The organism is Bradyrhizobium sp. ORS 278 (assembly GCF_000026145.1).
Taxonomy (GTDB): domain Bacteria; phylum Pseudomonadota; class Alphaproteobacteria; order Rhizobiales; family Xanthobacteraceae; genus Bradyrhizobium.
On sequence record NC_009445.1, the window covers coordinates 2,037,750 to 2,062,356 of the forward strand.

Below are 24,607 nucleotides of genomic sequence, written 5' to 3' on the forward strand. Positions count from 1 at the left end.
ATGCCGCCGCAGCTCCCGCTCCACCTCTCCCGCTTGCGGGGGAGGTTGTATCGCATCGTCAGATGCGATGCGGGTGGGGGGCTCTATCTTCGCGGGCAGTCCGACTCGTGGCGCCCGCACCCCGACCCTCCCCCGCAGGCGGGGGAGGGAGCACATCACCGCCTGGAGTGACTAGCCATGGACAGCATTGCATGGATGGCCTGGACGCTGCCGACGGCGATCTTCTTCGCCGCTCTGGCCTGCACGCTCGCCGTCATGACCCTGCTTGCCGCGCGCTATCCGGAGGCCGAGCGGGTCGGCGTGTTGCGGATTCCGACAACGCGCGGCGACCGGCTGTTCATCTCGCTGATCCTGGCCGCCGTGATCCATCTGGCCTGGATCGGCTTGGTCGGGACCGATACGATTGCGACCTTGCCGCTCGGCGAGGAAGGGTTTGAGGTCTCGAGCCTGTGGCTCGCGACCGCAATTTCGCTTGCGTCAGCCGTTGCGATCTTTCGCACCGTCTGACCCAAGCGATTGAAGGGCAGATCCGGGACAAACCCGGACCTGGGGTACGTCTGTCGCTGCAAGGAGGAAACCATGCGACACTTGAAACGTAGGAAGCATCACCCGAGCAAGGCCGGGTATCTGGCGATGACCAGCGCGGTCGCGCTGTTCGCCGCGACCATGACGTTGTCCCTGCCGGCGCGTTCGGACGACGCCACGATCCAGAAGTGGATCGACAGCGAATTCCAGCCGTCGACCTTGTCGAAGGAAGAGCAGCTCAAGGAGCTGCAATGGTTCGCCAAGGCCGCCGAGCCCTTCAAGGGCATGGAGATCAACGTCGTCTCCGAGACCATCACGACTCACGAATACGAGTCGAAGACCCTCGCCAAGGCCTTCACCGAGATCACCGGCATCAAGCTCAAGCACGACATCATCCAGGAAGGTGACGTCGTCGAGAAGCTGCAGACCCAAATGCAGTCCGGCAAGAACGTCTATGACGGCTGGATCAACGACTCCGACCTGATCGGCACCCACTTCCGCTACGGCCAGACCATCGCGCTCTCGGACTACATGAAGGGCGAGGGCAAGGACGTCACCGATCCGTATCTCGACGTCAACGACTTCATCGGCAAGTCGTTCACGACCGCGCCGGACGGCAAGCTCTATCAGCTGCCCGACCAGCAGTTCGCGAACCTCTATTGGTTCCGCTACGACTGGTTCACCAACCCGGACTACAAGGCCAAGTTCAAGGCCAAGTACGGCTATGACCTCGGCGTGCCGGTGAACTGGTCGGCCTACGAGGACATCGCCGAGTTCTTCACGAACGACATCAAGGAGATCAACGGCGTCAAGGTCTATGGCCACATGGACTACGGCAAGAAGGATCCCTCGCTCGGCTGGCGCTTCACCGACGCCTGGCTGTCGATGGCCGGCAACGGCGACAAGGGCATCCCGAACGGCCTGCCGGTCGACGAATGGGGCATCCGCATGGAAGGCTGCCGTCCGGTCGGCTCCTCGGTCGAGCGTGGTGGCGACACCAACGGCCCCGCCGCCGTCTACTCGATCACCAAGTATCTCGACTGGATGAAGAAGTACGCGCCGCCGCAGGCGCAGGGCATGACCTTCTCCGAGGCCGGCCCGGTCCCGGCGCAGGGCAACGTCGCCCAGCAGATCTTCTGGTACACCGCCTTCACCGCCGACATGGTGAAGCCCGGCCTGCCGGTGGTGAACGCGGACGGCACGCCGAAGTGGCGCATGGCTCCGTCGCCGCACGGCGCCTACTGGAAGGACGGCATGAAGCTCGGCTATCAGGACGCCGGCTCGCTGACGCTCCTGAAGTCGACCCCGCCGGATCGCCGCAAGGCCGCCTGGCTGTACCTGCAGTTCATCGTCTCCAAGTCGGTGAGCTTGAAGAAGAGCCATGTCGGTCTCACCTTCATTCGTGAATCCGACATCTGGGACAAGTCGTTCACCGAGCGTGCGCCGAAGCTCGGCGGCCTGATCGAGTTCTACCGCTCGCCCGCGCGCGTGCAGTGGACCCCGACCGGCAACAACGTGCCCGACTATCCGAAGCTCGCGCAGCTGTGGTGGCAGAACATCGGCGATGCGTCGTCCGGTGCGAAGACCCCGCAGGCTGCGATGGACGCGCTCGCGGCCGCTCAGGACTCCGTCCTCGAGCGTCTCGAGAAGTCCAAGGTCCAGGGTGACTGCGGTCCGAAGCTGAACAAGAAGGAATCGGCCGAGTTCTGGTTCAACAAGTCGGCGAAGGACGGCAACATCGCTCCGCAGCGCAAGCTCGCGAACGAGAAGCCGAAGGGCGAGACGATCGACTACGACACGCTGATCAAGTCGTGGCCGGCGACCCCGCCCAAGCGCGCCGAAGCCAAGTAAGCGGTTTCACAATGATCGCCCGGCTCGGCCGGGCGGTCCCCTCCTTGAGGCCGGGAGCAATCCCGGCCTTTTCTTTTGTGGCAATGCGATCAGCTCTCGTTCCATCCGGGAATTCTTCCCGGTTCACTGGGGACAACTTCCACGCCGCAAACGCCTTGAAGCCGATCGGGACAGGCGGCACTCTTTTCTTCGGCGATTGTCGCGATCTTCGCCGCGACTTCGCCCCAACGACGCGAAACAACAAGGCCTCGACACGCTCCGACGTCGCGCGATGCGATCTGCGCGGAGATCGTGATCACCAATCGACGAGGCCATCGAGGGAGTACGGCCATGGATCAGGCGCATATCGCCAGCCTTGCGAGCACGCTTCCGGACGCGTTGTCGCCCTGGTCCATGTTCATGCAAGCCGACATCGTCGTGAAGGCGGTCATGATCGGGCTCGCGCTTTCGTCTGTGGCGACCTGGACCGTGCTGGTGGTGAAAGCGATCCAGCTCCGCTCCGCGTTGCGGACCGCCCGGCGCGCTCTGGGCGCGGCAACCGTGGCGCGGTCTCTGCTGGATGCGACGGGCGGCGTGTCCGCCGACGGCGGCGTCGTCGGCCGGCTGCTGGCCGTGGCCGAGGACGAGATCGACAAATCGCGCGGCCTGCCGGCTGACGGGATCAAGGAGCGCGTCTCCTGGCAGTTCGAGCGGATCGAGGCGGCTGCAGTCGCACGCATCGGCCGCGGCATCGGCATTCTCGCCACCGTCGGCGCCGTCGGACCGTTCGTCGGCCTGTTCGGCACGGTCTGGGGCATCATGAACAGCTTCATCGGCATCTCGCACGCGCATACGACGAACCTCGCGGTCGTGGCGCCGGGCATCGCCGAGGCGCTGCTCGCCACCGCCTTCGGCCTCGCCGCGGCCATCCCGGCCGTCGTGATCTACAATTTGTTCGCGCGCGCCACGTCGGGCTATCGCGCCGTCATCGCCGATGCGTCGGTGGCCGTGATGCGTCTGCTCAGCCGCGATCTCGACCGGCAGCATGCCGGTCCTGCCGAGGCCCGGCGCAGCGCCATTCGCGCGGTCGATGCGCCGCTGATGTCGATCGTCAATCCGGCGGAGTGAGGCATGGCCGTCAAGCTCGCCCGGCGTAGCGATGAGTTCGAGGAGACGCACGACATCAACGTGACGCCGTTCATCGACGTCATGCTGGTGCTGCTGATCATCTTCATGGTGGCCGCACCGCTCGCCACCGTCGACATCCCGGTCAACCTGCCGGCTATTTCGGCCGACCCTCAGCCGCGCGCGGAAACGCCCGTCTTCGTGACCTTTAAGGCCGATCGCACGCTTGCCGTCGGCGACCAGAGCGTTGCGCAGGGCGACATCGCCGCTTCGCTCGACGCCGCCACCAAGTCCGATCACGGCCAGCGCGTGCTGCTGCGCGCCGATCAGACGCTGCCCTATGGCGAGGTCATGGCGCTGATGAATGCGCTGCGCCGGGCCGGCTACACCAAGGTGGCGCTGGTCGCGCTGGAAGACCGGAGCGCGCCGTGAGCGTCCTGGCGCTCGATCCGTTCGACCACGAGGAGCGCCGCGAGCGGACGTTATGGACGATCGCCGCGATCGCGGTGGGGTCACTGCATGTCGGGCTCGCGGTCGGCTATTTGTTGCTGCGTCCCGCGCCGCAGGGGCGCGCGCAGGCTGATGCCTTCGATGTCGTTTTCACGCCGGCCGTCGTGAACGAGCCGGCGCCGATAGCGCAGGAGACGCCCGCCGAATCGGCGCCGCCAACCGAGCCTCCGAAGGAGGAGCCGGCGAAGGACGAACCGGTCGCGCGCGAGGCCATCGCGGAGCCGGTGCCGCAAGTGCAGCCTGAGCCCGAGCCGCAGGTGACGGCACAGCCGGAGGCGGTCCCGCAAGCCGAGCCGCAGGTCGCGTTGGCTCCTGAGCCGCCGCGTGCCGACGACGTCGTGCCGCCGCCATCGCCGAAGCCGATCGAAGCGAAGCCGCCGGAGCCGAAGCCGGCTCCCAGTCCCGAACGTGTCGAACACAAGCCGGTGGAGAAGAAGGAAACCAAGGAGAAGGCCGAGAGGAAGCCTCCGCCGCCGAAGCCGGTTGCGGCTCCGGCGAGCCGGCCTTCGCGTGTCGCGCTGGCGCCCAATGCAGGCGAGGATAGCGAAGGTTCGCGCGAGGGGCAGGCGAACTGGAACAGCCAGGTGCGAGCGAGCATTGCCCGCGCCGCGAGCTATCCATCCGACGGCAACGGTGCGAGCGGCACGGCGACCGTGACGGTCGTGATCGACCGCAATGGTCGACTGCTGTCACGGCGCCTTGCCGGCAGCTCCGGCTCGCCCGCGCTTGATCGAGCGGCACTGTCGATCGTGGAGCGCGCCGCACCGTTCCCGCGCTTTCCCCCGGTGATGCGGCAGGCGCAAGAAGCGCTCAACGTTCCGCTACATCTGCGTCAGCGTTGAGCGCCGCGTCCCGCCCGCGCGCGTCGCCTATTTCGAGCACTCGGTCAGATCGGTATCGCGCACGACGAACTGCGCGCCTTCCTTGAGCTCGATGTTCTTGGCGACGCAGGTGCGGCCGCCTTTTTCCGACAGCTTGATGTCGTAGCGGCCGGACTTCACGCCGACCAATGTCATGCGCTCATTGTGGTCGACCTCGCCCTCGTCGTCGTTCTTGCACTGGTCCGCGCTCCAGCTCTTGGTGCCGGCGGCGGCGAGGTACATCTTCACGATGGTCTGGCCGGTGCGATTGAGGAAGCGCGGGCCGTCCTCCGCCGAGGCGGCAGAGCCGGCCAATGTGAGAAGGGCGCAGGCGGTGACGAGGCGACGCATGACAAGTGTCCTCTTGTGATGATTGAGCACGGGTTGAGGGGCGCTGGATCAGAAATCCTTGCCGATGCTGGTCTTGAGCGCGAGGCCGCGCGAGGCGTTGGTCAGGCCGTAGCCGACGCCGAAGCTGAACTCGAAGCCTTTGAACTTCGTATCGGCCACCGCATAGAGCGTCTGCATCTGCTGGTGCCAGGGAAGAATGTGTCCGAATGGTCCAAGATTGGAGAAATGCTCAATGCCGACGGTCCAGCGGTCGCTGAGACGCTTGACGAAACGCACCGACGGCTCGAAGGCCGAGCCGGCGCCGTCGATGCCGAAAGTCATGTTGGCGTTGAAGATCAACTGATAGTCGTTGGGAAGGTTGACGCCGACGATCGGCGTGAACATCTGCGCGACCCGCGGATTGGCCTCCTGCACGAAGCGGGGCGCGCCGGGCTGGCGGGCGCCGGCCTTGTTCGCCACCCAGAGATCCGGCGTGAGCCCGCCTTGCGGTGCGAGGATCGTTCGCGACACCAGGCCGACGAACACCGTGCGCTCGAGCCGGTCGCCCTGGATGAAGGTCTGGCGAATGGTGACGCCGCCGGACTGGAATGAGTAGCCGGGCACGCCATTGTCCATGACGTTGCCGAGCGCCATCGGAACGTTGGTGCGCGCAAAAGCGTAGGGCGACGTCAGCGCGATCTCGTACCATTCCGTTGGCGAGTAGCCGATCTCGGTCTCACCCGTGACGGCGCGCTGCGGCACGCGCTGGCCGCCGTTCTGCTGCGGCGGATTGAAGGTGGTGACGTAGCCGAAACGTTGCTCGACCTGGAAATGCCCCGGCGAGGCAGGATCATTGCCCTGGATCTCTTCGGCAACGGCCGTGAACGGCGACAGCAGCGCGGCGCCGGCGATCGCACTGCAGCCCCATCGTCTCGCCCGTGTGTGCTCTGTCGACGGCATTGTCCCCGCACTCCCTAATCAGATCAGCTAGCGACGCGGCGCGGCGAAAACATGCGGCGGTCTCGGCTGAAAGGTGACGCGATTGGGAAACGATCATTTGCTGATTGCCGCATTCCCCCGGCTGAGCCTGCGCTTCGGCGACGATAGGGACGTTTTGGCAAGTCGAACGGGAGTTTTTGACCGACAGATTATGGCTGCCGATTCGCGAATGAATCTCATCGCCGCGATGAATGTGGCGGGTTGCAAACACATTGCCGTCACAGAGCGAAGAAAACATGCGCTGCAACATCAGCCGAAGAATGGACGCGCCCGTGCTTCAATCAACCAACTCTCGTTGTCGCTCGTCCGTCCGACCGCTGCGGCGGCCCGTGCTCGTCGTATGCGGGCTTGCTGTCCTGCTGCTATCGAACGATGGCGCATTCGCACGCGAGCGGTCGCTGCGGCAGGACTTCGAGACCTGGTGGAATCAGACCCAGGCAGGCAGCGGCGCGACGAAGACGAGCGCATCCCACGAGACCAGACGCCGCGTCGCGAAACGTGGACGTGGTGCCGTCAACGAGGCTCACGCCGAGGCCCGCCGAGCCGGCACAGCCGACCCCGACGTGGCTCCTCGCCGCGACCGGCCCGGGACCTACTTCCTGCATGGACCGAGGTTCTGATCCCGATCGTTCGGTCGGCAAATTCCCGGTCGCTGGCCGTCTTGCACTTGCGAAATCGTGCAGCCTGACCTAGGTGAAGCCCGGCGCGTCTTATTGACCTCGAAACCTGCAACGGACGCGCGCGTTGTTTGCCCGCACCATTCATCGCCGCCCCCGATCGGACGGCGGAGACAAAGGATCAAATCGATGAATTGGAAACTGATCATGACGGCGGCCGCTGTCGGCATGGTCGCGATCGTCGGCACGTCGACGATGGCGACGAGCGCTCCGGCTTCTTCCAAGCTGCTGACGTCGATCGATCCCGACAAGGACGGCACCGCCGACCTCAGCGAGGTCCGCGCCGCCGCGGGCGCGCTGTTCGACAAGCTCGATCGCGATCACGACGGCACGCTCGATGCCAAGGAGCTGCGTGGCCGTGTCTCGGCCAAGGACCTCAAGGCCGCGGATCCCGACAATGACGGCACCTTGACCAAGGACGAGTATCTCGCGCTCGTCGAGAGCCGCTTCAAGGCTGCCGATCCGGACAATGACGGCACGCTCGACTCCAAGGAGTTGAAGAAGGTCGCCAAGTTGCTGAAGTAACACCCGGTCCGCCTTGGACCGATCCGGCCGACAGAGGCCCGCGGCGAGAGATCGCTGCGGGCCTTTCGGTTTGAAGGACAACCTCTCCAAGCGCGACATGCCGCTCGCGCTCGCACTGGCATCTCACAAGCTTGGCCGTGACATCTCGACGGCCAGGCGCACGAGGTCGGGCAGGCTGCGCGCCCCGAGCTTCTGCCGCAGGCGGTAGGTCAGGTTGATGACCGTCTTGTAGCTGATCCCGAGCTGGTCGGCGATCGCCTGATAGGATTTCGCTTGTGCGAGCAGCGCAAGCGCCTGACGTTCGCGCGGGGTCAGCGACGTCTGCGCGGCCCCGTCGGCGTCCTGGCGCAGCATCGCGATCCGCATGGCGAGCTGGGGGTCGAGATAGGTTCCGCCCGTCCGCACCTGCTCGAGCGCTTTCGGCAGCTCCTGCGGCGGGGCGTCCTTTAGCAGATAGCCGCTGGCGCCGGCGTCGATCGCGGAGCGGACGATGCGCGGGTCGCCGAGCATGCTGAAGACCAGGATCCGGGCCTGCGGGTCGTGCGACCGCATCCGCTCGATCAGGCCGATTCCGCCGAGGTCCTCGCCGCGAAGCCGCAGGTCGACGATAGCGGCATCCGGCTGTTCGCGCACATAGGCGGCATAGGCGCTCTCCGCGTCGTGCGCCTCGGTCAGGGTGCCGATCCCGGCCTCGTTCAGGAGCCAGCGGCAGGCGGTGATCACGACCGGGTGGTCATCGACGAGCAGAACACGATACATCCGATAACGTCTCGCCCCTTTGGCGCCGTGAGCACCGCTATGTTCTATCAAACAGGTTCCGTTGCAAACCAGAACCGAGTGCGACAGTGCGGCCGAGCCGGGAAGAGACCTTGGCAAGATCGTCACAAGTTTCCGGATTCGGGAAAAATGTCCCTATCTCGGGAAGAATAATCCCCATTGCGACAGTATTGGCCGCTGTCTACGAATGTTACCGTTCGTATTGTGCGGGAATGGACCGGATCTGAAGCGGGCGGGGCTCAGGGGCGTGAGCTGGCTCCGGGCCGGTCGACAAGAAACTGGGGGACGTCTTGACCAGGCTCTCGGCACTGAAAAGTGCTCTACTTGCGACGTGCGCGTTGCTGCCGACCGCTGTCTTCGCACAGCAGACCCTGCAGACCATCGAGGTCGTCGGCGTCTCGCCGGTGCAGGGCAGCGAGATGGCGAAAGACAAGATCCCCTCCAATGTCGAGACCATCGGGACGCGCGAGCTGGATCATAGCCGTGCCCCGTCGCTGCTCGACAATATCCTGCAATCGGTGCCCGGCGTCTCCTTGAGTGATCAGTCCGGCAATACGTTCCAGCGCAATCTGGATTATCGCGGCCAGACCGCCTCGCCGGTGCTCGGCACGCCGCAGGGTATCGCCGTCTACCAGAACGGCACCCGCATCAACGAGGCGTTCGGCGACGTCGTCAACTGGGACCTGATCCCGGAGATGGCGATCGCGCGCATGACGCTGATGCCGAACAATCCGTTGTTCGGCCTCAACGCCACCGGCGGCGCGCTGTCGATCGAGATGAAGAACGGCTTCACCTATCAGGGCGGCGAAGCGCAGCTGTTCGGCGGCTCGTTCGGCCGCATCCAGTCGGGCGCGCAGTATGGCTGGAACAACGGCACGTACTCGGCCTATATCGCGGCCGAAGGCGCCTATGACCGCGGCTGGCGCGACTTCTCATCGGCCTCGCAGATCCGGCGCATGTACGCTGATTTCGGCGCGCGCGGCGACACCACCGAATTCCATCTCTCCTTCACCGGCGCCGACAACAGGCTCGGCTCAGTCGCGGCGACGCCGATCGAGATGCTGAACAACCGCTGGTCCAGCGTCTACACCTGGCCGCAGTCGCTGCATCTTCAGATGCAGATGGTGCAGGCCAGCGCCAAATGGACGCCCAACGAGACCTGGACCTTGCAGGCCAACGGCTACTATCGCAACTACAAGTCGGCGCGCGTGGACGGCAACGGCACGGATGCGCAGGCCTGCGACCTGGGAATCGGCCTCGACAATCAATTCTGCATCGGGGATGGTCAGACTCCGTTGAACCAGAACGTGCCGACGTTCAATACGTTGGCCGGCGATACGGCGCTCGGCCAGATCGACCGCAACAGCGTCAAGACCGACAGCTATGGCGGCTCGCTGCAGGCGACCTCGACGACGCAGCTGTTCGGCCATGACAACCATTTCGTCGTCGGCGCCAGCGTGGATCATGGCAACACCAACTTTGCGGCAACCTCCGAGCTCGGCACCATCGACAACAATCTGTTTGTGACCGGCCTCGGTGTGTTCGTCGACCAGCCCAACGCCGGCCTTGCGCCGGTCAATCTGAACGCCAAGAACACCTATCTCGGCATCTACGCGACCAACACCTTCGACATCACCTCGCAGCTCGCCTTCACGGCCGGCGGCCGCTTCAACTGGGCCCAGATCAATCTGCGGGACCAGGGCGGAAACCTGCCGCTGCTGAACAGCAACAACAACTTCCAGCGCTTCAATCCGGTCGCCGGCTTCACCTACAAGTTCACGCCGAACATCACCGGATATGCCGGCTACTCCGAGGCCAACCGCGCGCCGACCCCGCTCGAGCTCGGCTGCTCGGACCCGAACAATCCCTGCCTGATCGACAACTTCCTAATCGCCGATCCGCCGCTGAAGCAGGTGGTGTCGCGCACCATCGAAGGCGGCCTGCGCGGCGAGATCTCCGGCGGCGCGTCCGCCTTTGCCGCGGCGCCGCCGCCCTATCGCAAGGCACCGATCAAGGCGGTGTCGGTCGATGACGGCTGGAAGCTGCGCTGGGGCCTCAGCCTGTTCCGCACCGAGAATTCCGACGACATCATCCAGGTTGTCGATCCGGCCAACCCCGTACGCGGCTATTTCAAGAACGCCGGCACCACGCTGCGCCAGGGCGTCGAGGCCAAGCTCGACCTGACCTGGAACCGCTGGACTGCCTACGCCAACTACACCTTCATCGATGCGACCTTCCGCAGTGCCTTCGACGTCAATGATCCGTTCCTGCAGGCTCCTGTCGGAGTTGTCTCGGGCAACCACATTCCCGGCATCCCGGCGCACCGCCTGAAGCTCGGGGCCGACTATGCCGTGACCGATGACTGGAAGGTCGGCGCCAGCTTCAACTATGTCGGCAGCCAGTATCTGCTGCATGACGAGACCAACGTCTATCCGAAGGTCCCGTCCTACTGGGTCGTGAACGTGAACACGTCGTACCAGGTCACCAAGAATGTCGAGGTGTTCGGGCTGATCCAGAACCTGTTCAACCAGCGCTACTACTCGTCCGGCACGGTGTTCAATACGGGCGGCTTCAACACTGCCGGCGGCGGCAACGCCTTTGCCTTCAACGATCCGCGCAGCGTCGTGCCGGGCATGCCGCTCGCCGCCTATGCGGGCATCCGCGCGAAGTTCTGAGCCAGCCGATCAAAGGCGCGTCGGCGCCGCGCCACGGAAAGCCCCCGCCGTGGCAAGAAGGCCGGGAGAAATCCCGGCCTTTCGTCTGTCTTCCGCTGGTCGTGCCCGGCGCATCGTCCGAGCGTAGGGTGGGCAAAGGCGCGCCAAAGAACCAGCGTGTTACCCGAGCTGCCTCGCGCGCCGTGCCCACCATTCCCACCGCGCGCACCGATGCATGGTGGACACACGCCGCCTGGCGGCGGCGCTTTGCCCACCCTACGAGATCACTCCGCAGCTTGCGCGGACCCAAGCGTCGGGTAGTCCGTGTAGCCCTTCTCGCCGCCGCCATAGAGCGTGGCGCGGTCGAGCTCGTTGAGCGGGGCGTCGGCCTTGAGCCGCTCGACCAGATCGGGATTGGCGATGAACGGACGGCCGAACGCGATCAGGTCGGCGGCGCCGGCGTCGAGCTGCTTGGTGGCGAGCGCGAGGTCGTAGCCGTTGTTGGCGATGTAGGTCCCGCTGAAGCGCTTGCGCAGCGAGGCATAGTCGAACGGCGCGACGTCGCGCGGCCCGCCGGTGGCGCCCTCGATGACGTGGATGTAGACGAGCTTCAGCGCGTTGAGCTGATCGACGATATAGTCGAACAGCGCCTGCGGATTGGAATCGCTGACGTCGTTGGCCGGCGTCACCGGCGACAGGCGGATGCCGGTCCTGTCGGCGCCAATAGCGCCGGACACGGCCTTCGCGACCTCGATCATCAGCCGGGCGCGGTTCTCGATCGAGCCGCCATAGGCGTCGGTGCGCTTGTTGGCGCCGTCCTTGGCGAACTGGTCGAGCAGATAGCCATTGGCGCCGTGGATCTCGATGCCGTCGAAGCCGGCCTCGATCGCATTCAGCGCGGCCTGCTTGAACGCCTCGACGATGCCGGGGATCTCGGCGAGCTCGAGCGCGCGCGGCGTCGAGACATCGGCGAAGGTGCCCCCCACGAAGGTCTTGGTCTTGGCGGCGATCGCCGAGGGCGCCACCGGCGCGCCGCCATCGGGCTGCAACGAGACATGCGAGATGCGGCCGACATGCCAGAGCTGGATGAAGATGCGGCCGCCCTTGGCGTGCACCGCGTCGGTGACCTTGCGCCAGCCGGCGATCTGCGCCTTGGAATAGATGCCGGGCGTGTCCTGATAGCCCTGGCCCTGCTGCGACACTTGGCTGGCCTCGGAGATCAGGAGCCCGGCGCTGGCGCGCTGCGCGTAGTAGGTGGCTGTCAGCGGACCCGGGGCGAGGCCCTCGACGGCGCGGTTGCGCGTCAGCGGTGCCATCACGACGCGATTGGCCAGGGTGATCGGACCGAGCTTGGTGGGCTCGAACAGTTTCGATGTGCTCATCTGCGCTTTCCTTGAGGGGACAGGTGAGGGTGAATTGTGCATTGCCGCAGACGGCACAATGCCCCGAACCATTCAAAATTGCGGGTGGGTTCCGCGCAAGCCGCGCAGGGCCTTTCGCCGATGGCGCTGCGGCTGGCGCCGAAGTCGACAGAATGAGACTGACGGAACATTGCGCCGGTACGCGCAGCTTGTGGAACCAGGGCCGCAACGGTATCTTGAGGTGCGCTACTCAGACGCTTTGAAAAAACAATGCGGACCGCATGACGGCCGCAGGGGAGGGTGAATCCATGAAGTCCGGCATCGCCATCGCGGCCGTCTGCGCCGCCCTCAGCAGCACCATCATCGCCAACTCGGCGCTGGCCGACACCAGCGGAAAGAAGATCGCGTTTTCCAACAACTACGCCGGCAATTCCTGGCGCCAGGCGATGCTCAAGAGCTACGAGATCGTCACCAAGAAGGCGGTCGCCGACAAGGTCGTCGCCGCGGCTGACATCTTCACCACAGCCGACAAGGAGGTGCCGACCCAGGCGGCGCAGATTCAGAACCTGATCCTGCAGGGCTACGATGCGATCGTCATCAACGCTTCCTCGCCGGACGCCTTGAACGGCGCCGTGAAGCAGGCCTGCGATGCCGGCATCGTCGTGGTGTCGTTCGACGGCATCGTCACCGAACCCTGCGCCTATCGCGTCGTCGTCGACTTCAAGGCGATGGGCCGGCAGGAGGTCGAGGAGATGGCCAAGTTCCAGCCGAAGGGCGGCAATCTGCTCGAGATTCGCGGCCTGGCCGGCACTTCGATCGACGAAGCCATTCATGCCGGCATCCTCGAAGGCGTGAAGGCGCATCCCGAATTCAAGATCGTCGGCTCGGTGACCGGCGACTGGGACCAGACCACGGCGCAGAAGGCGGTCGCCACCGTGCTGCCGTCGCTGCCCGACATCGTCGGCGTCGTCGACCAGGGCGGCGACGGCTATGGCGCGGCGCAGGCCTTCGCCGCCGCCGGCAAGCCGCGGCCCACCATCATCATGGGCAATCGCCAGGACGAGTTGCAGTGGTGGAAGGAGCAGAAGGCCAAGGACGGCTACAAGACGTGGTCCGCCTCGATCGCGCCGGGCGTCTCGACCTTGGCGTTCTGGGTCGCGCAGCAGGTGCTGGACGGCAACAAGTCGATTCCGCACGACCTGCTGGTGCCCTATCTCGCCTTCACTCAGGACAATTTCGAAACCGAGCTGCCCAACATCCCCAAGGGCGGCGTGGCGAGCCACGAATACACCCAGGCCGAAGCGGTCGCTGCGATCAAGGCCAACATGAAGTGACGGCTGAACGCGCGTGCTGTTTGCGAGCACAGGGGCCGGATGACCGCCACACGGTCTGAACTTGTGAGGCTGAGCGGCGTCGAGAAATACTTCGGCGCCGTCCGCGCGCTCGGCGGCGTCGATCTGGCGCTCGCAGAGGGCGAATGCCTCGGGCTCGTCGGCCACAACGGCGCCGGCAAGTCGACGCTGATGCACATCCTCGCCGGCACCGCCACGGCCGATCGCGGACAGCTCGCGATCGCCGGCGCGGTGCCGGCGAACTACGCGCCGGGGACGGCCAAGCAGCTCGGCGTTCGCTGCGTATTCCAGGAGCTCTCGCTCTGTCCCAACCTGACGGTGGCCGAGAACACCCGCGTCTTTCATCCCTCGCTCACCGGCTTCACATGGCGGCGACGAGCCGCCCGGCTGATCCTCGACAAGCTCGACGCGATCTTCCCGGGCCATGGCATCGCGGCGTCCGATCTTGTGCAGGATCTTCCGATCGGCCGGCGCCAGATGGTGGAGGTGGCGCGCGCCTTCACCGTCACCGACGAGCCGGTCCGGCTCGTCATCCTCGACGAGCCGACCTCCTCGCTCGACGCCCACACCGCCGGCCAGCTGCTGAGCTTCGTGCGCCGCGCGGTCGGCGAAGGGATCAGCTGCATCTTCATCTCACACCTGCTCGGCGAGGTGCTCGCCAATTGCGATCGGATCGTGGTGATGCGCGACGGCACGACGGTCGCCGACGCGCCGGCGACGGCGTTCGACCGCGACCGGCTGGTCGCGGCGATGGGCGACGTCGAGCTCCACGCCCGCGACGTCAAGGCCGGCCAGGGACGCCTTCGGGGCCAATCGCCGTTGCGTGTCCGCGCCCGGGCGGCGCGCCAGAGCGGAGCCGGGGAGCTGGTCGCGCATGAGGGCGAGATCATCGGGCTCGCCGGGCTCGCCGGCCACGGCCAGACCAGCCTGCTGCTGTCGATCTTCGCCGCCGCGACACGCGCGACGACAGGCATGGAGGTCACGGCCAGCGTCGCCCTGGTCGCCGGTGACCGTCAGGCCGACGGCATCTTTCCGCTGTGGTCGATCGCGGAGAACATCGGCGTCCGCTCGCTGCACAGCCTGCGCCACGGCCTGCTGATATCGCGCCGGCGCGAGCATGAGCTGGCCGCGCATTGGCGCGACAAGATCCGCATCCGCACGCCCGACATCGACAACAACATCCTCTCATTGTCGGGCGGCAATCAGCAGAAGGCGCTGTTTGCCCGCGCGCTCGGCTCGGATGCGCGCATCGTGCTGATGGACGATCCGATGCGCGGCGTCGACGTCGGGACCAAGCTCGAAGTCTATGAGCTGATCCGCGCGGAGGCCGACAGCGGCCGCACCTTCCTGTGGTACACCACGGAGTTCGACGAGTTGAAGCAATGCGACCACGTCTATGTGTTCCGCAACGATGTGATCGTTGCCGACCTGACCCGCGACGAGCTGACCGAGCAAAAGGTCATCCAGTCCTCCTTCGCCGAAGCGGGCTGACGCCATGGCCTCGCTGAGCGCGCCGGACAGGCGCGGCCTTCCCCTGATCGGAACTCCGAACGTGCCGCGGCTGCTGCGTGCGCTGCTGCCGGCGCTGTCGCTCGCGCTCGTGCTGATCGGCATCGCCTGGCTCAATCCGCGCGCCATCAGCTATTTTGGCTTTACGCTGATGCTTAATCTCGCCGTGCCGATCGCGCTGGCGACGATCGCGCAGATGTTCGTCATCGCCGGAAACGACCTGGATCTGTCGATCGGCGCGTTCGTCGGCTTCGTCGGTTGCGTCACCGCGACCTGGCTGCGCGACGTCCCGCTGCTCGGAATCGTCACGCTGCTCGGCTGCATCGCCGTCTACGCCGCGCTCGGCGCCCTGATCCATCTGCGCAACCTGCCATCGATCGTGGTCACGCTCGGCATGAGCTTCGTCTGGCAGGGACTCGCCGTCCTGATGCTGCCGAAGCCCGGCGGCAAGGCGCCGGACTGGCTGCTGGAGATCATGCGCCTCAAGCCGCCGCTCGTGCCGTTCCCGATCGTTGCCGCGGTCGTGATCGCCGCGGTCGCCTATGTCGGCCTGATGCGCACGTCCTACGGCGCCATCCTGCGCGGCTCCGGCGGCAACGCGGTGGCGATCAGCCGGGCCGGCTGGTCGCTGTTGAAGGCCAAGATGACCCTGTTCGCCTGTGCCGGCCTGTTCGGCGTACTGTCGGGCCTCGCGCTGATCGGCACCACGACCTCGGCCGATGCGAATATCGGCAACGGCTACACCATGCTGTCGATCGCCGGCGTCATCCTCGGCGGCGGCGAGTTCATCGGCGGCCGCGTATCGCCGATCGGCGCCGTCATCGGCGCGCTGACCCTGGCGCTGGCGGCGTCGCCGCTGTTGACCTTCATGCGGATTCCGCCGGACTGGCAGGTCGCCGCCAACGGCGCCATCCTGATCGTCGTGCTCGCCGCGCGCGTGCTGATCAGCCGCAAGGATGCGCAGCCATGAAGGATGCGCAGCCATGAAGGGCACGCTCGCCGGCGTTCTCGCCCGGCCGTGGATATGGTCGTTCATCGGCGCGCTCGCGGTGTGGCTGGCCGCCATCACCTTCACCGGCGGCACCGGCGCCGGCGGCATGTTGACGGCGGCGCTGTCGCTCGCGGTGTTCACGGTCGTGGTAGGCGTCGGCCAGATGTTCGTGATCACGCTCGGTCCCGGCAACGTCGACCTGTCGTTGCCGGCCAATATCGGGCTGGCCAGCGCGGTGGCGATGACGGTCATGGCCGGCGACGACCAGCGCATTGCGTTTGGGCTGCTTGCCGCGCTCGCCTGCGGCGCCGCGATCGGCACGGCCAACTATCTCCTGATCTGGGCGTTGCGGATCCCGCCGATCATCGCCACGCTCTCGGCGAGCTTCGTCATCCAGTCGATCGACATCAGCTATGGCCGCGGGCTGCAGATCAAGCCGCCGCCGGGCTTCGCCGATTTCACCAACATCCAGCTGTTCGGTATCCCGCTGCTCGCCGTGCTGACCGTGCTGTTCATGATCGGCGCGCATGTGGTGCTGCAGCGGACGGTGTTCGGCCGGTCGGTGCTGGCGATCGGGCAGAACATGCGCGCCGCGCGGCTGGCCGGCATCGCCGTCAACCGGGTGCGCTTCGCCACCTACGTGCTGTGCGGCACGCTCGGCGGCATCAACGGTGCGCTGCTGGCCGGCTACTTCCGCGGCGCCAATGTCGACATCGGCAACGAGTATCTGCTCGCCTCGATCGCCGTCGTCGTGATCGGCGGCACCTCGGTCGCGGGCGGCAAGGCCAACATTCCCGGCCTGTTCGGCGCCGCGATGTTCCTGGTGCTGCTGCTGACCATGCTCAACACCTTCGGCGTCAGCGCCGGCGTCCGCCTGCTGCTGACCGGGCTGATCATCGTCGCGGTGATCACGGCGGCCGGCGGGACGAAGCGGGAGCGGTGAATGTCTTGAATGGCCCATGTCGCCGCGAACGGCACGATTTCAGGAAATCTTGTCTGAGGCAGACGAGTCGCCACGAGCCGCAGCGGGTCGCCCGCTGCGGCAGGAGCTGTCACATTCGGTTGTCGGAGCTGCCTAGCCCGTCCGCCTCCACGCTGTCGTGGCCGGGCTTGTACCGGCCATCCACGTTGTCCAGCATGCTGAGAACGACGTGGATGCCTGGGACAGGTCCGAGCATGACGGAGCAACTAACTGGTAGTTCGTTCGACTGAACACCACGTTCATATGCGTAGGCATCCGCTGAAGCGCGAACCCAGTTCAGGCGACGCCCAGGAAGTCCCGCTTGCCGATCTCGACGCCGTTGTGGCGGAGAATGCCGTGCGCGATGGCCGCGTGGAAGTAGAAGTTCGGAAACGAGATACGGTTGACGAAATCCTGCCCCTTCAAGGTGACGGAGGTGTTCGGTCCACTCGGAAAGGTGACGTCGCGGCCGTCTGCACCCTCGAACTGCGCGGGCGTGAACGTCTTCAGGTAATCCGCCGTCTTGGTGAGCCGCTGGCGCAGTTCGGCAAAGCTCGTCTCGGTGTCGGGCGTGCTGGGGACCTCGCTGTGGGTCAGCCGCGCGCAGCCCTTCGCGGCGAAGTCGCAGGCGAGCTGGACCTGCCGGGAGAGCGGCAGCATGTCCGGATAAAGCCGCGCTCCGAGCAGCACCTCGGGGGCGATCTTCTTGGCCTCGCAATAGGCTTCCGCCTTGCTGAGCAGGCCCGAGAGGCTGCCGAGCATCTGGAGGTAGGCTGGCACTGTCGAATCGTAAAAGGACATGATGCTCTCGCTGAAGGAGGAGACGGCGCAATGTTTGCGTGTCCCGAGATGGGGCGGTGCCGAGGAAAATGCAACTGCATCTTTCGGCTGTCTCGCGGCGCTCTCCATGGTACATGGCTGTGAGATCCGCGATGCCGCCGCGCCCACCACTGTCATCCCCGCGAAGGCGGGGATCCAGTAATCGCCGGCAGTCGTCATCAGCCGAGAGGCCGCTGCGCACTGGATGCCCGCCTTCGCGGGCATGACCGTTGGGGTCGAGCGCGCTACGGCAGCGCCACTCCGGTCAAGTCGGCCAGTCTGGCGATCAGCGCGTCCTGGAACGCCGGCTCGGTGGCTTCGCGCGCCGGCTCCTGTTGCCGGAGCTGGTGCCAGTAGCGGCCGCTGAGCAGGGCCTCGGGATCGTCGCTCACGGCGAGCCAGCTCTGGGTTTGCTGTCCGGTATCGATGTCGACGGGGGCGCCGGCTCCGCCCATGCGTGTGCGCACCCAGCCGGGGTCGACGGCATTGCTCAACACGCCTGGCCAGCGCCGCGCCAGCGCGAAGGCCAGGGCCACGACGTGCAGCTTGGTCTCGGCATAGGCCTTCCCCGAATCCCAGGGCCGCTTCGTCCAGTCGAGATCGGCGAGCGAGCCTTCGCCGCCGCGATGCAGCCCGCTGCTGAGATACACCAGCCGCACCGGGCGCTTGATCAAGGCCGTGAGCATGTAGGGCGCGAGCGTGTTGACGGCGAAAGTGATGGCGTGCCCTTCCGGAGTCGCACCGCGATCCGGCTGCGAATAGACGCCGGCGTTGTGGATGATGGCGTCCATGCGCCCCATCGCGTTGACCTGCTCGGCGATGCGGCGCGTCTCCGTGGCGCTGCCGAGATTGCCCAGCGCGATCCCGGCCGCCCGTGAGCCGAGTTCGCCGAGCGCGGCCGCGCGATCGGCAGTGCGGGCGTGCAGCACCACGCGATGCCCTCGATCGAGCAGCGATTGCGCGGCGGCGCGTCCGAGTCCGTCGGTGCTGCCGGTGATGAAGACGATCGCCATGCGTTGATCCTTTGAATGTGTCAGGGTGCGGGATGGCCGCCGCGCCGAGCCGGTCGCGGCGGCCGATCACAACGCGCAGCAGCCGGTCATGGCACCATCAGCTCATTGCGGTTCGTAGCCGGGCTTCTTGTAGATCGTGGCGGCCTTGTCGACGATGTCGGGCCCGTACACCTTGGCCGTCCAGTCGTTCGCGGCGACATCCTCGATGCCGACGGAGACGGAGTCCTCGGCGGAGTTGAGCGTGTGCATCACCGCTTCGGTGAGGGCCTTCGCGAGCGCCTGCTTCTGCTGCTCGGACCTGCCGGGATAGAGCTTGACGATGACGTGGGGCATGGCCGTTGTCCTCTGGCGGTTGTTGGATCAGCGCGTGGCGGTGGCCGCAGCCGGCGCGGCCTGCGCGCGCGGGGTGTTGCCGCGCATCCGCGCGAGGAGCTCGGCGGTCGGCCAGGAATCCGCCGGCAGCCCGAGCCGCAGCTGCATCGTCTTGACAGCCGTGCGGCTCTGCTGGCCGAGCACGCCGTCGACCTTGCCGACGTCGAAGCCGGCCTTCACCAGCAATTGCTGCAGCTCCTTGATCTCGTTGAAGGGCAGCTGAGCGACGGGGCCGCTGGCTTTGCGCATCGGCGCGGCGCCGGCGATGCGGGTGGCGAGATAGGCCGCGGTGGTCGAATAAATCAGCGAGTTGTTCCATTCGGTGTAGGCGGCGAAATTGGCGTAGGCCAAAAACGCCGGGCCGTTACGCCCCATCGGCAGCAGCACCGAGGCCTCCAGCGCATCGTTCGGCAGCGGCCGGCCATCGGCATAGGTGACGCCGAGCCCGGCCCATTTGCTGCGTGGCGCTTTGACGGTGAGATCGGCCTGCTCCCAGGGGAAGGTCTGGGGCACGCGGATCTCCTCCAGCCACGGCTCGCCGCGACGCCATTTCAATCCGGTCGCGATGTAGTTGGCTGTCGAGCCGATCACGTCGGGCGCGCTGCGCAAGAGGTCGCGCCGGCCATCGCCGTCGTAGTCGACGCCGTAGGTGACGTAGTGCGTCGGCAGGAATTGCGTCTGGCCGAGCTCGCCGGCCCAGGAGCCGATCATCTCGGTGGGCGTGAGGTCGCCGCGGTCGATGACCTTCAGCGCGGCGATCGTCTCGTTCTGGAAGCGCTCGCTGCGGCGGCAGTCATAGGCCAGCGAGACCAGCGACGGCAGCACCGGCAGATTGCCCATGTTGGAGCCGAAATCGCTCTCCAGGCCCCAGAACGCGGCGATCACCGCCGGCGGCACGCCATATTCCTTCTCGGCCCGCGCGAACGCCGCCGCATGCGCCTTGATGTGCTGCTGGCCGTTCTGCATCCGGTACACCGCCGCCATGCGGCCGGCGAACTCGGTGAACAGCTGGCCGAACACGCGCTGGCCGCGGTCGCGGTTGACGATGCCCTGGTCGTAAGTGAGGTAGGGCGAGGCGGCGGCGATCGCGCGCTGCGACACGCCCTCGGCGACGGCGCGTTGCTTCAGCTCGGCCAGAAAGCGATCGAAATTCTGGCCGTTATGGCAGGCCGCGGCGCGCATCGACGGCGCCTGCTTCGGTCGCGGAGCGGCGGGCTCCGGCGCCATTTGCGCCGACGCGCTGACAACCAGCATGAACGAGGTTGCGAGCGCGCTGAAGGTCACGCGCAAGGCAGTCGAAGAGGTTCGCATCCGGTCTCACCGATCGCTGTCTAATCCCTTGTGCCTCCATCGATATCCGAACTGCGGCGAAAAGGGAAACGGCCGTCGTGACAGCTGTCGATGCGGCTTCCGGCGGCGAGGCCGAGCACAACGGCCAGATCCCTCGACGGGACGCGCGTGGTCATTGAACGACGGTGCCGCAGCGCATCAAAAAGCCCGCGTGGTGCTGACCGCGCGGGCGAGGCAGGCGACTTCGCCGGCATCAGTACTGGTAGCCGGGGTGGTTCGGAAAGTAGCCGCGGTTGCAGGCACGTCGAAGCTTGTCGTCCATCGCGGCGCGTTGAGCGGGCGGATAGGTCATCACGACGGTGTGGCTGTTGCGCAGGCAGTTCACATAGCCGGTGTTGTTGAGCCAGCTGAGATCGAGGGCCGCCGACGGCGCGGCGGACGCGATGAGCATGCCGCCTGCGAGAGCGGCGGCTGAGAGGACGTAGGAACGGATCATGGTTGTCACCCCTGCTGTCATGGCTGCCCGATGCAGTCCATGTCAGGGATGTAGTCCGGCCGGCCCGACGCGTATGTGCAGGTGATCACACCCGCGTCGAATCTCAGCGCGCACGCGACGCTACGCTACCTTCGCCAGTGCCGCCTGCGCCTCGCTCTGGATTCGCTTGAGATGCTCGGCGTCGCGGAAACTCTCGGCATAGAGCTTGTTCACGTCCTCGGTGCCCGAGGGGCGCGCCGCGAACCAGCCATACTCGGTCTCGACCTTGATGCCCCCGAAAGATTGGCCGTTGCCGGGCGCCTTGGTGTGGATGACGCGGACGGGATCGCCGGCGAGTTCCTTGAGGCCGAGCTTTTCCGGCGTCAGCGCCTTGAGCGCCGCCTTCTGCGGCGGCGAGGCCGGAACGTCGATGCGCTCATAGACGGGAGCGCCGAGCTCCGAGGCGAGCTCCTTGTAGAGCTCGCTCGGATCGCGGCCGCGCTTGGCCATGATCTCGGCGGCGAGCAGGCCGAGGATCAGGCCGTCCTTGTCGGTGGTCCACACGGTGCCGTCGCGCTTGAGAAACGAGGCGCCCGCGCTCTCCTCGCCGGCGAAGCCGAAGCTGCCCGAGCCGAGCCCTTCGACGAACCATTTGAAGCCGACCGGCGTCTCCACCAGCTTGCGACCGAGCTTCTGCGCGACACGGTCGATCAGCGAGCTCGAGACGATTGTCTTGCCGATGGCGGCGTCACTGCGCCAGTCCGGCCTGTGCGCGAACAGATAGGCGATCGCGGTCGCGAGATAATGGTTCGGATTCATCAGCCCGCCCGAGCGGGTGACGATGCCATGGCGATCCGCGTCGGTGTCGTTGGCAAAGGCGACGTCGAAGCGCTCGCGCATGCCGATCAGGCTGGCCATCGCGTAGGGCGAGGAGCAGTCCATCCGGATCTTGCCGTCCCAGTCGGCGGTCATGAAGCGGAAGGTCGGGTCGACCAGGTCGTTGACGATCGTGGCGCTGAGACCGTAGCGCTCGATGATCGGCGCCCAGTAGGCGATCGCGGCGCCGCCGAGCGGATCGATGCCGATCTTGATCCCGGCGGACTTTACCGCGTCGAGATCGACGGTGTTGGCGAGATCGGCCACATAGGGCGTGATGTAGTCGTGAGGATGCACCGAGCCGCGCTGCTTGGCCTGGGCGTAGCTGATGCGCGACACGCCATCGAGGTCGTTGGCGAGATAGACATTGGCCTGCCGCTCGATCTCGGCGGTCGCGTCGGTGTCGGCCGGGCCGCCATGCGGCGGATTGTATTTGTAGCCGCCATCCTCCGGCGGATTGTGTGACGGCGTGATGACGACGCCATCGGCAAGATGCGCCGTGCGGCCCTTGTTGTAGGAGATGATGGCGTGCGAGATCACCGGCGTCGGCGTGTAGCCGCCGTCCTTGTCGACCATCACCTCGACGCCGTTGGCGCCGAACACTTCGAGCGCGCTGGCGAGCGCCGGCTCGGCTAGCGCATGGGTGTCGATGCCGACGAACAGCGGGCCATCGAGGCCCTGCTGGCGGCGGTAGTCGCACAGCGCCTGCGTGGTGGCCAGAATGTGGTTCTCGTTGAAGCCGGTCTTCAGCGATGAGCCGCGATGGCCCGAGGTGCCGAACGCGACCCGCTGGGTCGGCTCATGCGGATCGGGCTTCAGCGCATAATAGGCCGTGATCAGCCGCGGAATGTTGGCGAGCGCGGCATTGGCGATCGGCTTGCCGGCAGCGGGGTCTGTCTTGGCCATGGAGCATCCTTCGCAAGTTCGAAAAACATCGGCAGAGCCGCTTCGTTCCGCCCGGCCATGCGTGCGGCAAGAGGGCGATCTCGACCGCCAACATGGCGGCGGCCGCTGATCCGATCAACGAATTTCGTTCGCCTGTTGCGGGCCAATCCGCTCGGTTCAGTCCATCAGCTCGTAGACAAGATGGCCCGGGCCGATGAGCCGGGCCGTGAAATTCGCGGTCCGGCCCTCCAGCGCTGCGAATCGACCGGAGGCGCGCTTGAACGCGACCTTGCCGGTGGCCTCGGAAATGGTCGGCGCACCATTCTTCATGACCGCCGAACCTGTCCCTTCGGTCAGCACCGCCACCGCATAGCCTTCCGGACTTCGATGAATGCCGGCGCCGTACAGATAGGTTCCCTTCTGGTTCTCCCATTCCGAGGCGACGCTGGCCGCGTAGGTCGCCCCCTTCATCAGGCCGTCGGTCGCGAAGCAGGAGTACTGAAAGCTGACCAGCATGTGACCGGGACGATCGCCGATGGGCTCGAGGCCCATCGTGCCGACGATCGTGCAGTCGTAGCGCGCGATGATATCGGCGTTGGCGCTGCCGAGCCCGGCATCTGCCACAAGGCTGGCCGCAACGCATATGGCAGCGCACACAGCGGATGCCGTGCTGAAAAAACGCATTTGCTCGCCCCCGCGTTAGTCTTGGTCGCGGACACTACCATAAATCGTGGTCGGGAAGGCTTCGCTGCGCCGGCCATTATTTTTTCGCGGCCCGACTGACCGCCCCGCGGGCGGCCAGCGCTGCCGGCTTGGTGGTGGGAGATTAACCACGCCGCGTTGAGACGCCGCTCGGCCACGGGAAATAAGCGTGGGTTTAACGCATCACGCGAGAAATAGCAGACCAAAGCAGACGCGCATCTTGCGCGCAGGAGAGTCGTCAGGAGCGGAAAAGTGAGAGCGCTATGTCTCGGCGCGTTGGCCTTCGTATCAGCCCTGGCGCTGGCGGGCTGCAGCCGTCCGGTCATGCCGCAGGTCGCGGCGCCCTGTGTCGATCTGAGCGGCCAGTCCTGCGCGGAAACTCCGGCCGCCGGTCAGCCGGCTTCGCCGACACCATCCGAGCCCGTCAAGGCGAGCCGTCAGGCGCATGCCGTGTCGCGGCGCGCGGCCCTTCACCGCAAGCACATCCGCGCCGCCAAGCGGCGAGCAGCCAGCGGCGTCGCCGTCGCCAAGCCTCTCGACAAGCCCGTTGAGAAACCGGCTGAAAAGCCGGCGGAGAAGCCGCAGCGGGCAGTGCCGGCCAATCCCACACCTCCAACCGACGGAGCATCGGCGCCGGTCGCCCAACCGCCAATTTCGGCGAAAGACAGTCCGGCCCAAAATGCCCCGTCCAAGGATTCGATGTCGAAGGATCCCACGGCAAAGAATTCCACGGCAAAGGATCCTGCGGTGAAGGATGCGCCGGCGACCTCCGCCAAGGTTCAGAGCGAGGTCATGGTCGCCGCGGTCAAGGTTGCGGCCGAACTGGCCGAGCGGATGACCGCGCTGCGCGTGCCCGAAGGACCGGCGGACAATCGTCTCGTGGCCGTGTTGCTGGCGCGTCCCAACGTGCGCGCGCTCAGCGATCTCAGCGGCAAGGTGATCGCGATCGACGAGCGCTATGCCAAATCCAACGCCAAGATCACGGCCGCCATGAACGCGGCCGGCGCGGCCGAGGTGCTGCTTCTGGAAGGGCAGGCGACTGCGATCACCCGTCTGAGCAGCGGCGAGGTGAGCGCAGCCGTCGTTGCATTGGCCTCGCCCGAGGCCGCCGAAGCGTTTCCGAAAATCGCCGGCTTCCGCCTGTTCTCGGTCGCGCTCAAGCCCTGACTCGCGTAGCCGCTACTACTCG

23 protein-coding genes are annotated in these 24,607 nt (G+C 66.1%); 12 read left to right on the forward strand and 11 right to left on the reverse strand.

All coding sequences use genetic code 11. The annotated features are described in order from the left end of the window. Positions 1-177: 177 nt before the first annotated feature. The 5 genes from BRADO_RS08995 (at position 178) to BRADO_RS09015 (ending at position 4,832) form a co-directional block, all read left to right on the forward strand. Complete coding sequence (locus tag BRADO_RS08995; protein WP_011925007.1) at positions 178-507, forward strand: DUF2160 domain-containing protein; 330 nt, start codon at positions 178-180, stop codon at positions 505-507. Between the two features lie 126 nt (positions 508-633). Then, a complete protein-coding gene (locus BRADO_RS09000) occupies positions 634-2,376 on the forward strand; it encodes an ABC transporter substrate-binding protein (protein WP_011925008.1) in 1,743 nt (580 codons plus the stop codon). Between the two features lie 330 nt (positions 2,377-2,706). After that, the gene (gene exbB / locus BRADO_RS09005; RefSeq protein WP_083794843.1) at positions 2,707-3,483 is read left to right on the forward strand and encodes a tonB-system energizer ExbB; all 777 of its coding nucleotides are present in this window, start codon (positions 2,707-2,709) and stop codon (positions 3,481-3,483) included. Positions 3,484-3,486: 3 nt separating this feature from the next. Beyond that, entirely contained in the window at positions 3,487-3,912 is a 426-nt protein-coding gene (gene exbD / locus BRADO_RS09010; protein ID WP_011925010.1) for a TonB system transport protein ExbD, read from the forward strand. Beyond that, a complete protein-coding gene (locus BRADO_RS09015) occupies positions 3,909-4,832 on the forward strand; it encodes a TonB family protein (RefSeq protein WP_011925011.1) in 924 nt (307 codons plus the stop codon). The genes exbD and BRADO_RS09015 overlap by 4 nt, the downstream gene beginning before the upstream one ends. Before the next feature lie 27 nt (positions 4,833-4,859). On the opposite strand, the gene BRADO_RS09020 is transcribed toward BRADO_RS09015, so the two are convergent. After that, positions 4,860-5,201 (reverse strand): hypothetical protein, encoded by a 342-nt coding sequence (locus BRADO_RS09020; RefSeq protein ID WP_041756268.1) that lies wholly within the window; start codon positions 5,199-5,201, stop codon positions 4,860-4,862. Positions 5,202-5,249: 48 nt separating this feature from the next. After that, entirely contained in the window at positions 5,250-6,140 is an 891-nt protein-coding gene (locus tag BRADO_RS09025; RefSeq protein ID WP_011925013.1) for a hypothetical protein, read from the reverse strand. Positions 6,141-7,024: 884 nt separating this feature from the next. Between BRADO_RS09025 and BRADO_RS09030 the strand changes: the two genes are divergently transcribed. Next, the gene (locus BRADO_RS09030) at positions 7,025-7,381 is read left to right on the forward strand and encodes an EF-hand domain-containing protein (RefSeq protein ID WP_011925014.1); all 357 of its coding nucleotides are present in this window, start codon (positions 7,025-7,027) and stop codon (positions 7,379-7,381) included. Positions 7,382-7,504: 123 nt separating this feature from the next. Here BRADO_RS09030 and BRADO_RS09035 read toward each other — a convergent pair whose 3' ends face one another. Then, on the reverse strand, positions 7,505-8,140 hold the full coding sequence (locus BRADO_RS09035; RefSeq protein ID WP_011925015.1) for a response regulator transcription factor: 636 nt from the start codon (positions 8,138-8,140) through the stop codon (positions 7,505-7,507). Between the two features lie 308 nt (positions 8,141-8,448). On the opposite strand from BRADO_RS09035, the gene BRADO_RS09040 reads away from it, so the two are divergent. Then, complete coding sequence (locus BRADO_RS09040; RefSeq protein WP_011925016.1) at positions 8,449-10,833, forward strand: TonB-dependent receptor; 2,385 nt, start codon at positions 8,449-8,451, stop codon at positions 10,831-10,833. Between the two features lie 263 nt (positions 10,834-11,096). Here BRADO_RS09040 and BRADO_RS09045 read toward each other — a convergent pair whose 3' ends face one another. Beyond that, positions 11,097-12,194, reverse strand: coding sequence for an alkene reductase (locus tag BRADO_RS09045; protein WP_011925017.1), 1,098 nt, complete (start codon positions 12,192-12,194; stop codon positions 11,097-11,099). Between the two features lie 287 nt (positions 12,195-12,481). Here BRADO_RS09045 and BRADO_RS09050 point away from each other — a divergent pair, with 287 nt between their 5' ends. The 4 genes from BRADO_RS09050 to BRADO_RS09065 are packed head-to-tail and all read left to right on the forward strand — an operon-like array spanning position 12,482 to position 16,968. Then, positions 12,482-13,507 carry a substrate-binding domain-containing protein gene (locus BRADO_RS09050; protein ID WP_008964298.1) on the forward strand — a complete coding sequence of 342 codons (1,026 nt, stop codon included), beginning with the start codon at positions 12,482-12,484 and terminating at the stop codon, positions 13,505-13,507. A gap of 39 nt (positions 13,508-13,546) precedes the next feature. Further along, positions 13,547-15,016 (forward strand): sugar ABC transporter ATP-binding protein, encoded by a 1,470-nt coding sequence (locus BRADO_RS09055; protein WP_011925018.1) that lies wholly within the window; start codon positions 13,547-13,549, stop codon positions 15,014-15,016. 4 nt (positions 15,017-15,020) lie between these two features. Further along, positions 15,021-16,004: an ABC transporter permease gene (locus tag BRADO_RS09060; RefSeq protein ID WP_011925019.1), complete on the forward strand. Its 984-nt coding sequence runs from the start codon at positions 15,021-15,023 to the stop codon at positions 16,002-16,004. 13 nt (positions 16,005-16,017) lie between these two features. Further along, a complete protein-coding gene (locus BRADO_RS09065; RefSeq protein ID WP_041756270.1) occupies positions 16,018-16,968 on the forward strand; it encodes an ABC transporter permease in 951 nt (316 codons plus the stop codon). 315 nt (positions 16,969-17,283) lie between these two features. Here the strand turns inward: BRADO_RS09065 and BRADO_RS09070 are convergent, their stop codons facing one another. The 7 genes from BRADO_RS09070 to BRADO_RS09105 form a co-directional block, all read right to left on the reverse strand. Beyond that, the gene (locus BRADO_RS09070) at positions 17,284-17,787 is read right to left on the reverse strand and encodes a DUF1993 family protein (RefSeq protein ID WP_041756271.1); all 504 of its coding nucleotides are present in this window, start codon (positions 17,785-17,787) and stop codon (positions 17,284-17,286) included. Positions 17,788-18,050: 263 nt separating this feature from the next. Beyond that, entirely contained in the window at positions 18,051-18,818 is a 768-nt protein-coding gene (locus BRADO_RS09080) for an SDR family NAD(P)-dependent oxidoreductase (RefSeq protein ID WP_011925022.1), read from the reverse strand. A 102-nt stretch (positions 18,819-18,920) separates the two neighbouring features. Beyond that, on the reverse strand, positions 18,921-19,151 hold the full coding sequence (locus BRADO_RS09085) for a tautomerase family protein (RefSeq protein WP_011925023.1): 231 nt from the start codon (positions 19,149-19,151) through the stop codon (positions 18,921-18,923). A 27-nt stretch (positions 19,152-19,178) separates the two neighbouring features. Then, the gene (locus BRADO_RS09090) at positions 19,179-20,417 is read right to left on the reverse strand and encodes a lytic murein transglycosylase (protein WP_011925024.1); all 1,239 of its coding nucleotides are present in this window, start codon (positions 20,415-20,417) and stop codon (positions 19,179-19,181) included. Positions 20,418-20,733: 316 nt separating this feature from the next. Continuing rightward, positions 20,734-20,976: a hypothetical protein gene (locus BRADO_RS09095; RefSeq protein WP_041756273.1), complete on the reverse strand. Its 243-nt coding sequence runs from the start codon at positions 20,974-20,976 to the stop codon at positions 20,734-20,736. Between the two features lie 120 nt (positions 20,977-21,096). Continuing rightward, a complete protein-coding gene (gene pgm, locus BRADO_RS09100) occupies positions 21,097-22,737 on the reverse strand; it encodes a phosphoglucomutase (alpha-D-glucose-1,6-bisphosphate-dependent) (protein WP_011925026.1) in 1,641 nt (546 codons plus the stop codon). A 156-nt stretch (positions 22,738-22,893) separates the two neighbouring features. Further along, the gene (locus tag BRADO_RS09105; protein ID WP_011925027.1) at positions 22,894-23,340 is read right to left on the reverse strand and encodes a hypothetical protein; all 447 of its coding nucleotides are present in this window, start codon (positions 23,338-23,340) and stop codon (positions 22,894-22,896) included. Positions 23,341-23,670: 330 nt separating this feature from the next. Between BRADO_RS09105 and BRADO_RS09110 the strand changes: the two genes are divergently transcribed. After that, positions 23,671-24,585 carry a hypothetical protein gene (locus BRADO_RS09110; RefSeq protein ID WP_011925028.1) on the forward strand — a complete coding sequence of 305 codons (915 nt, stop codon included), beginning with the start codon at positions 23,671-23,673 and terminating at the stop codon, positions 24,583-24,585. The last annotated feature ends 22 nt before the right edge of the window (positions 24,586-24,607 follow it).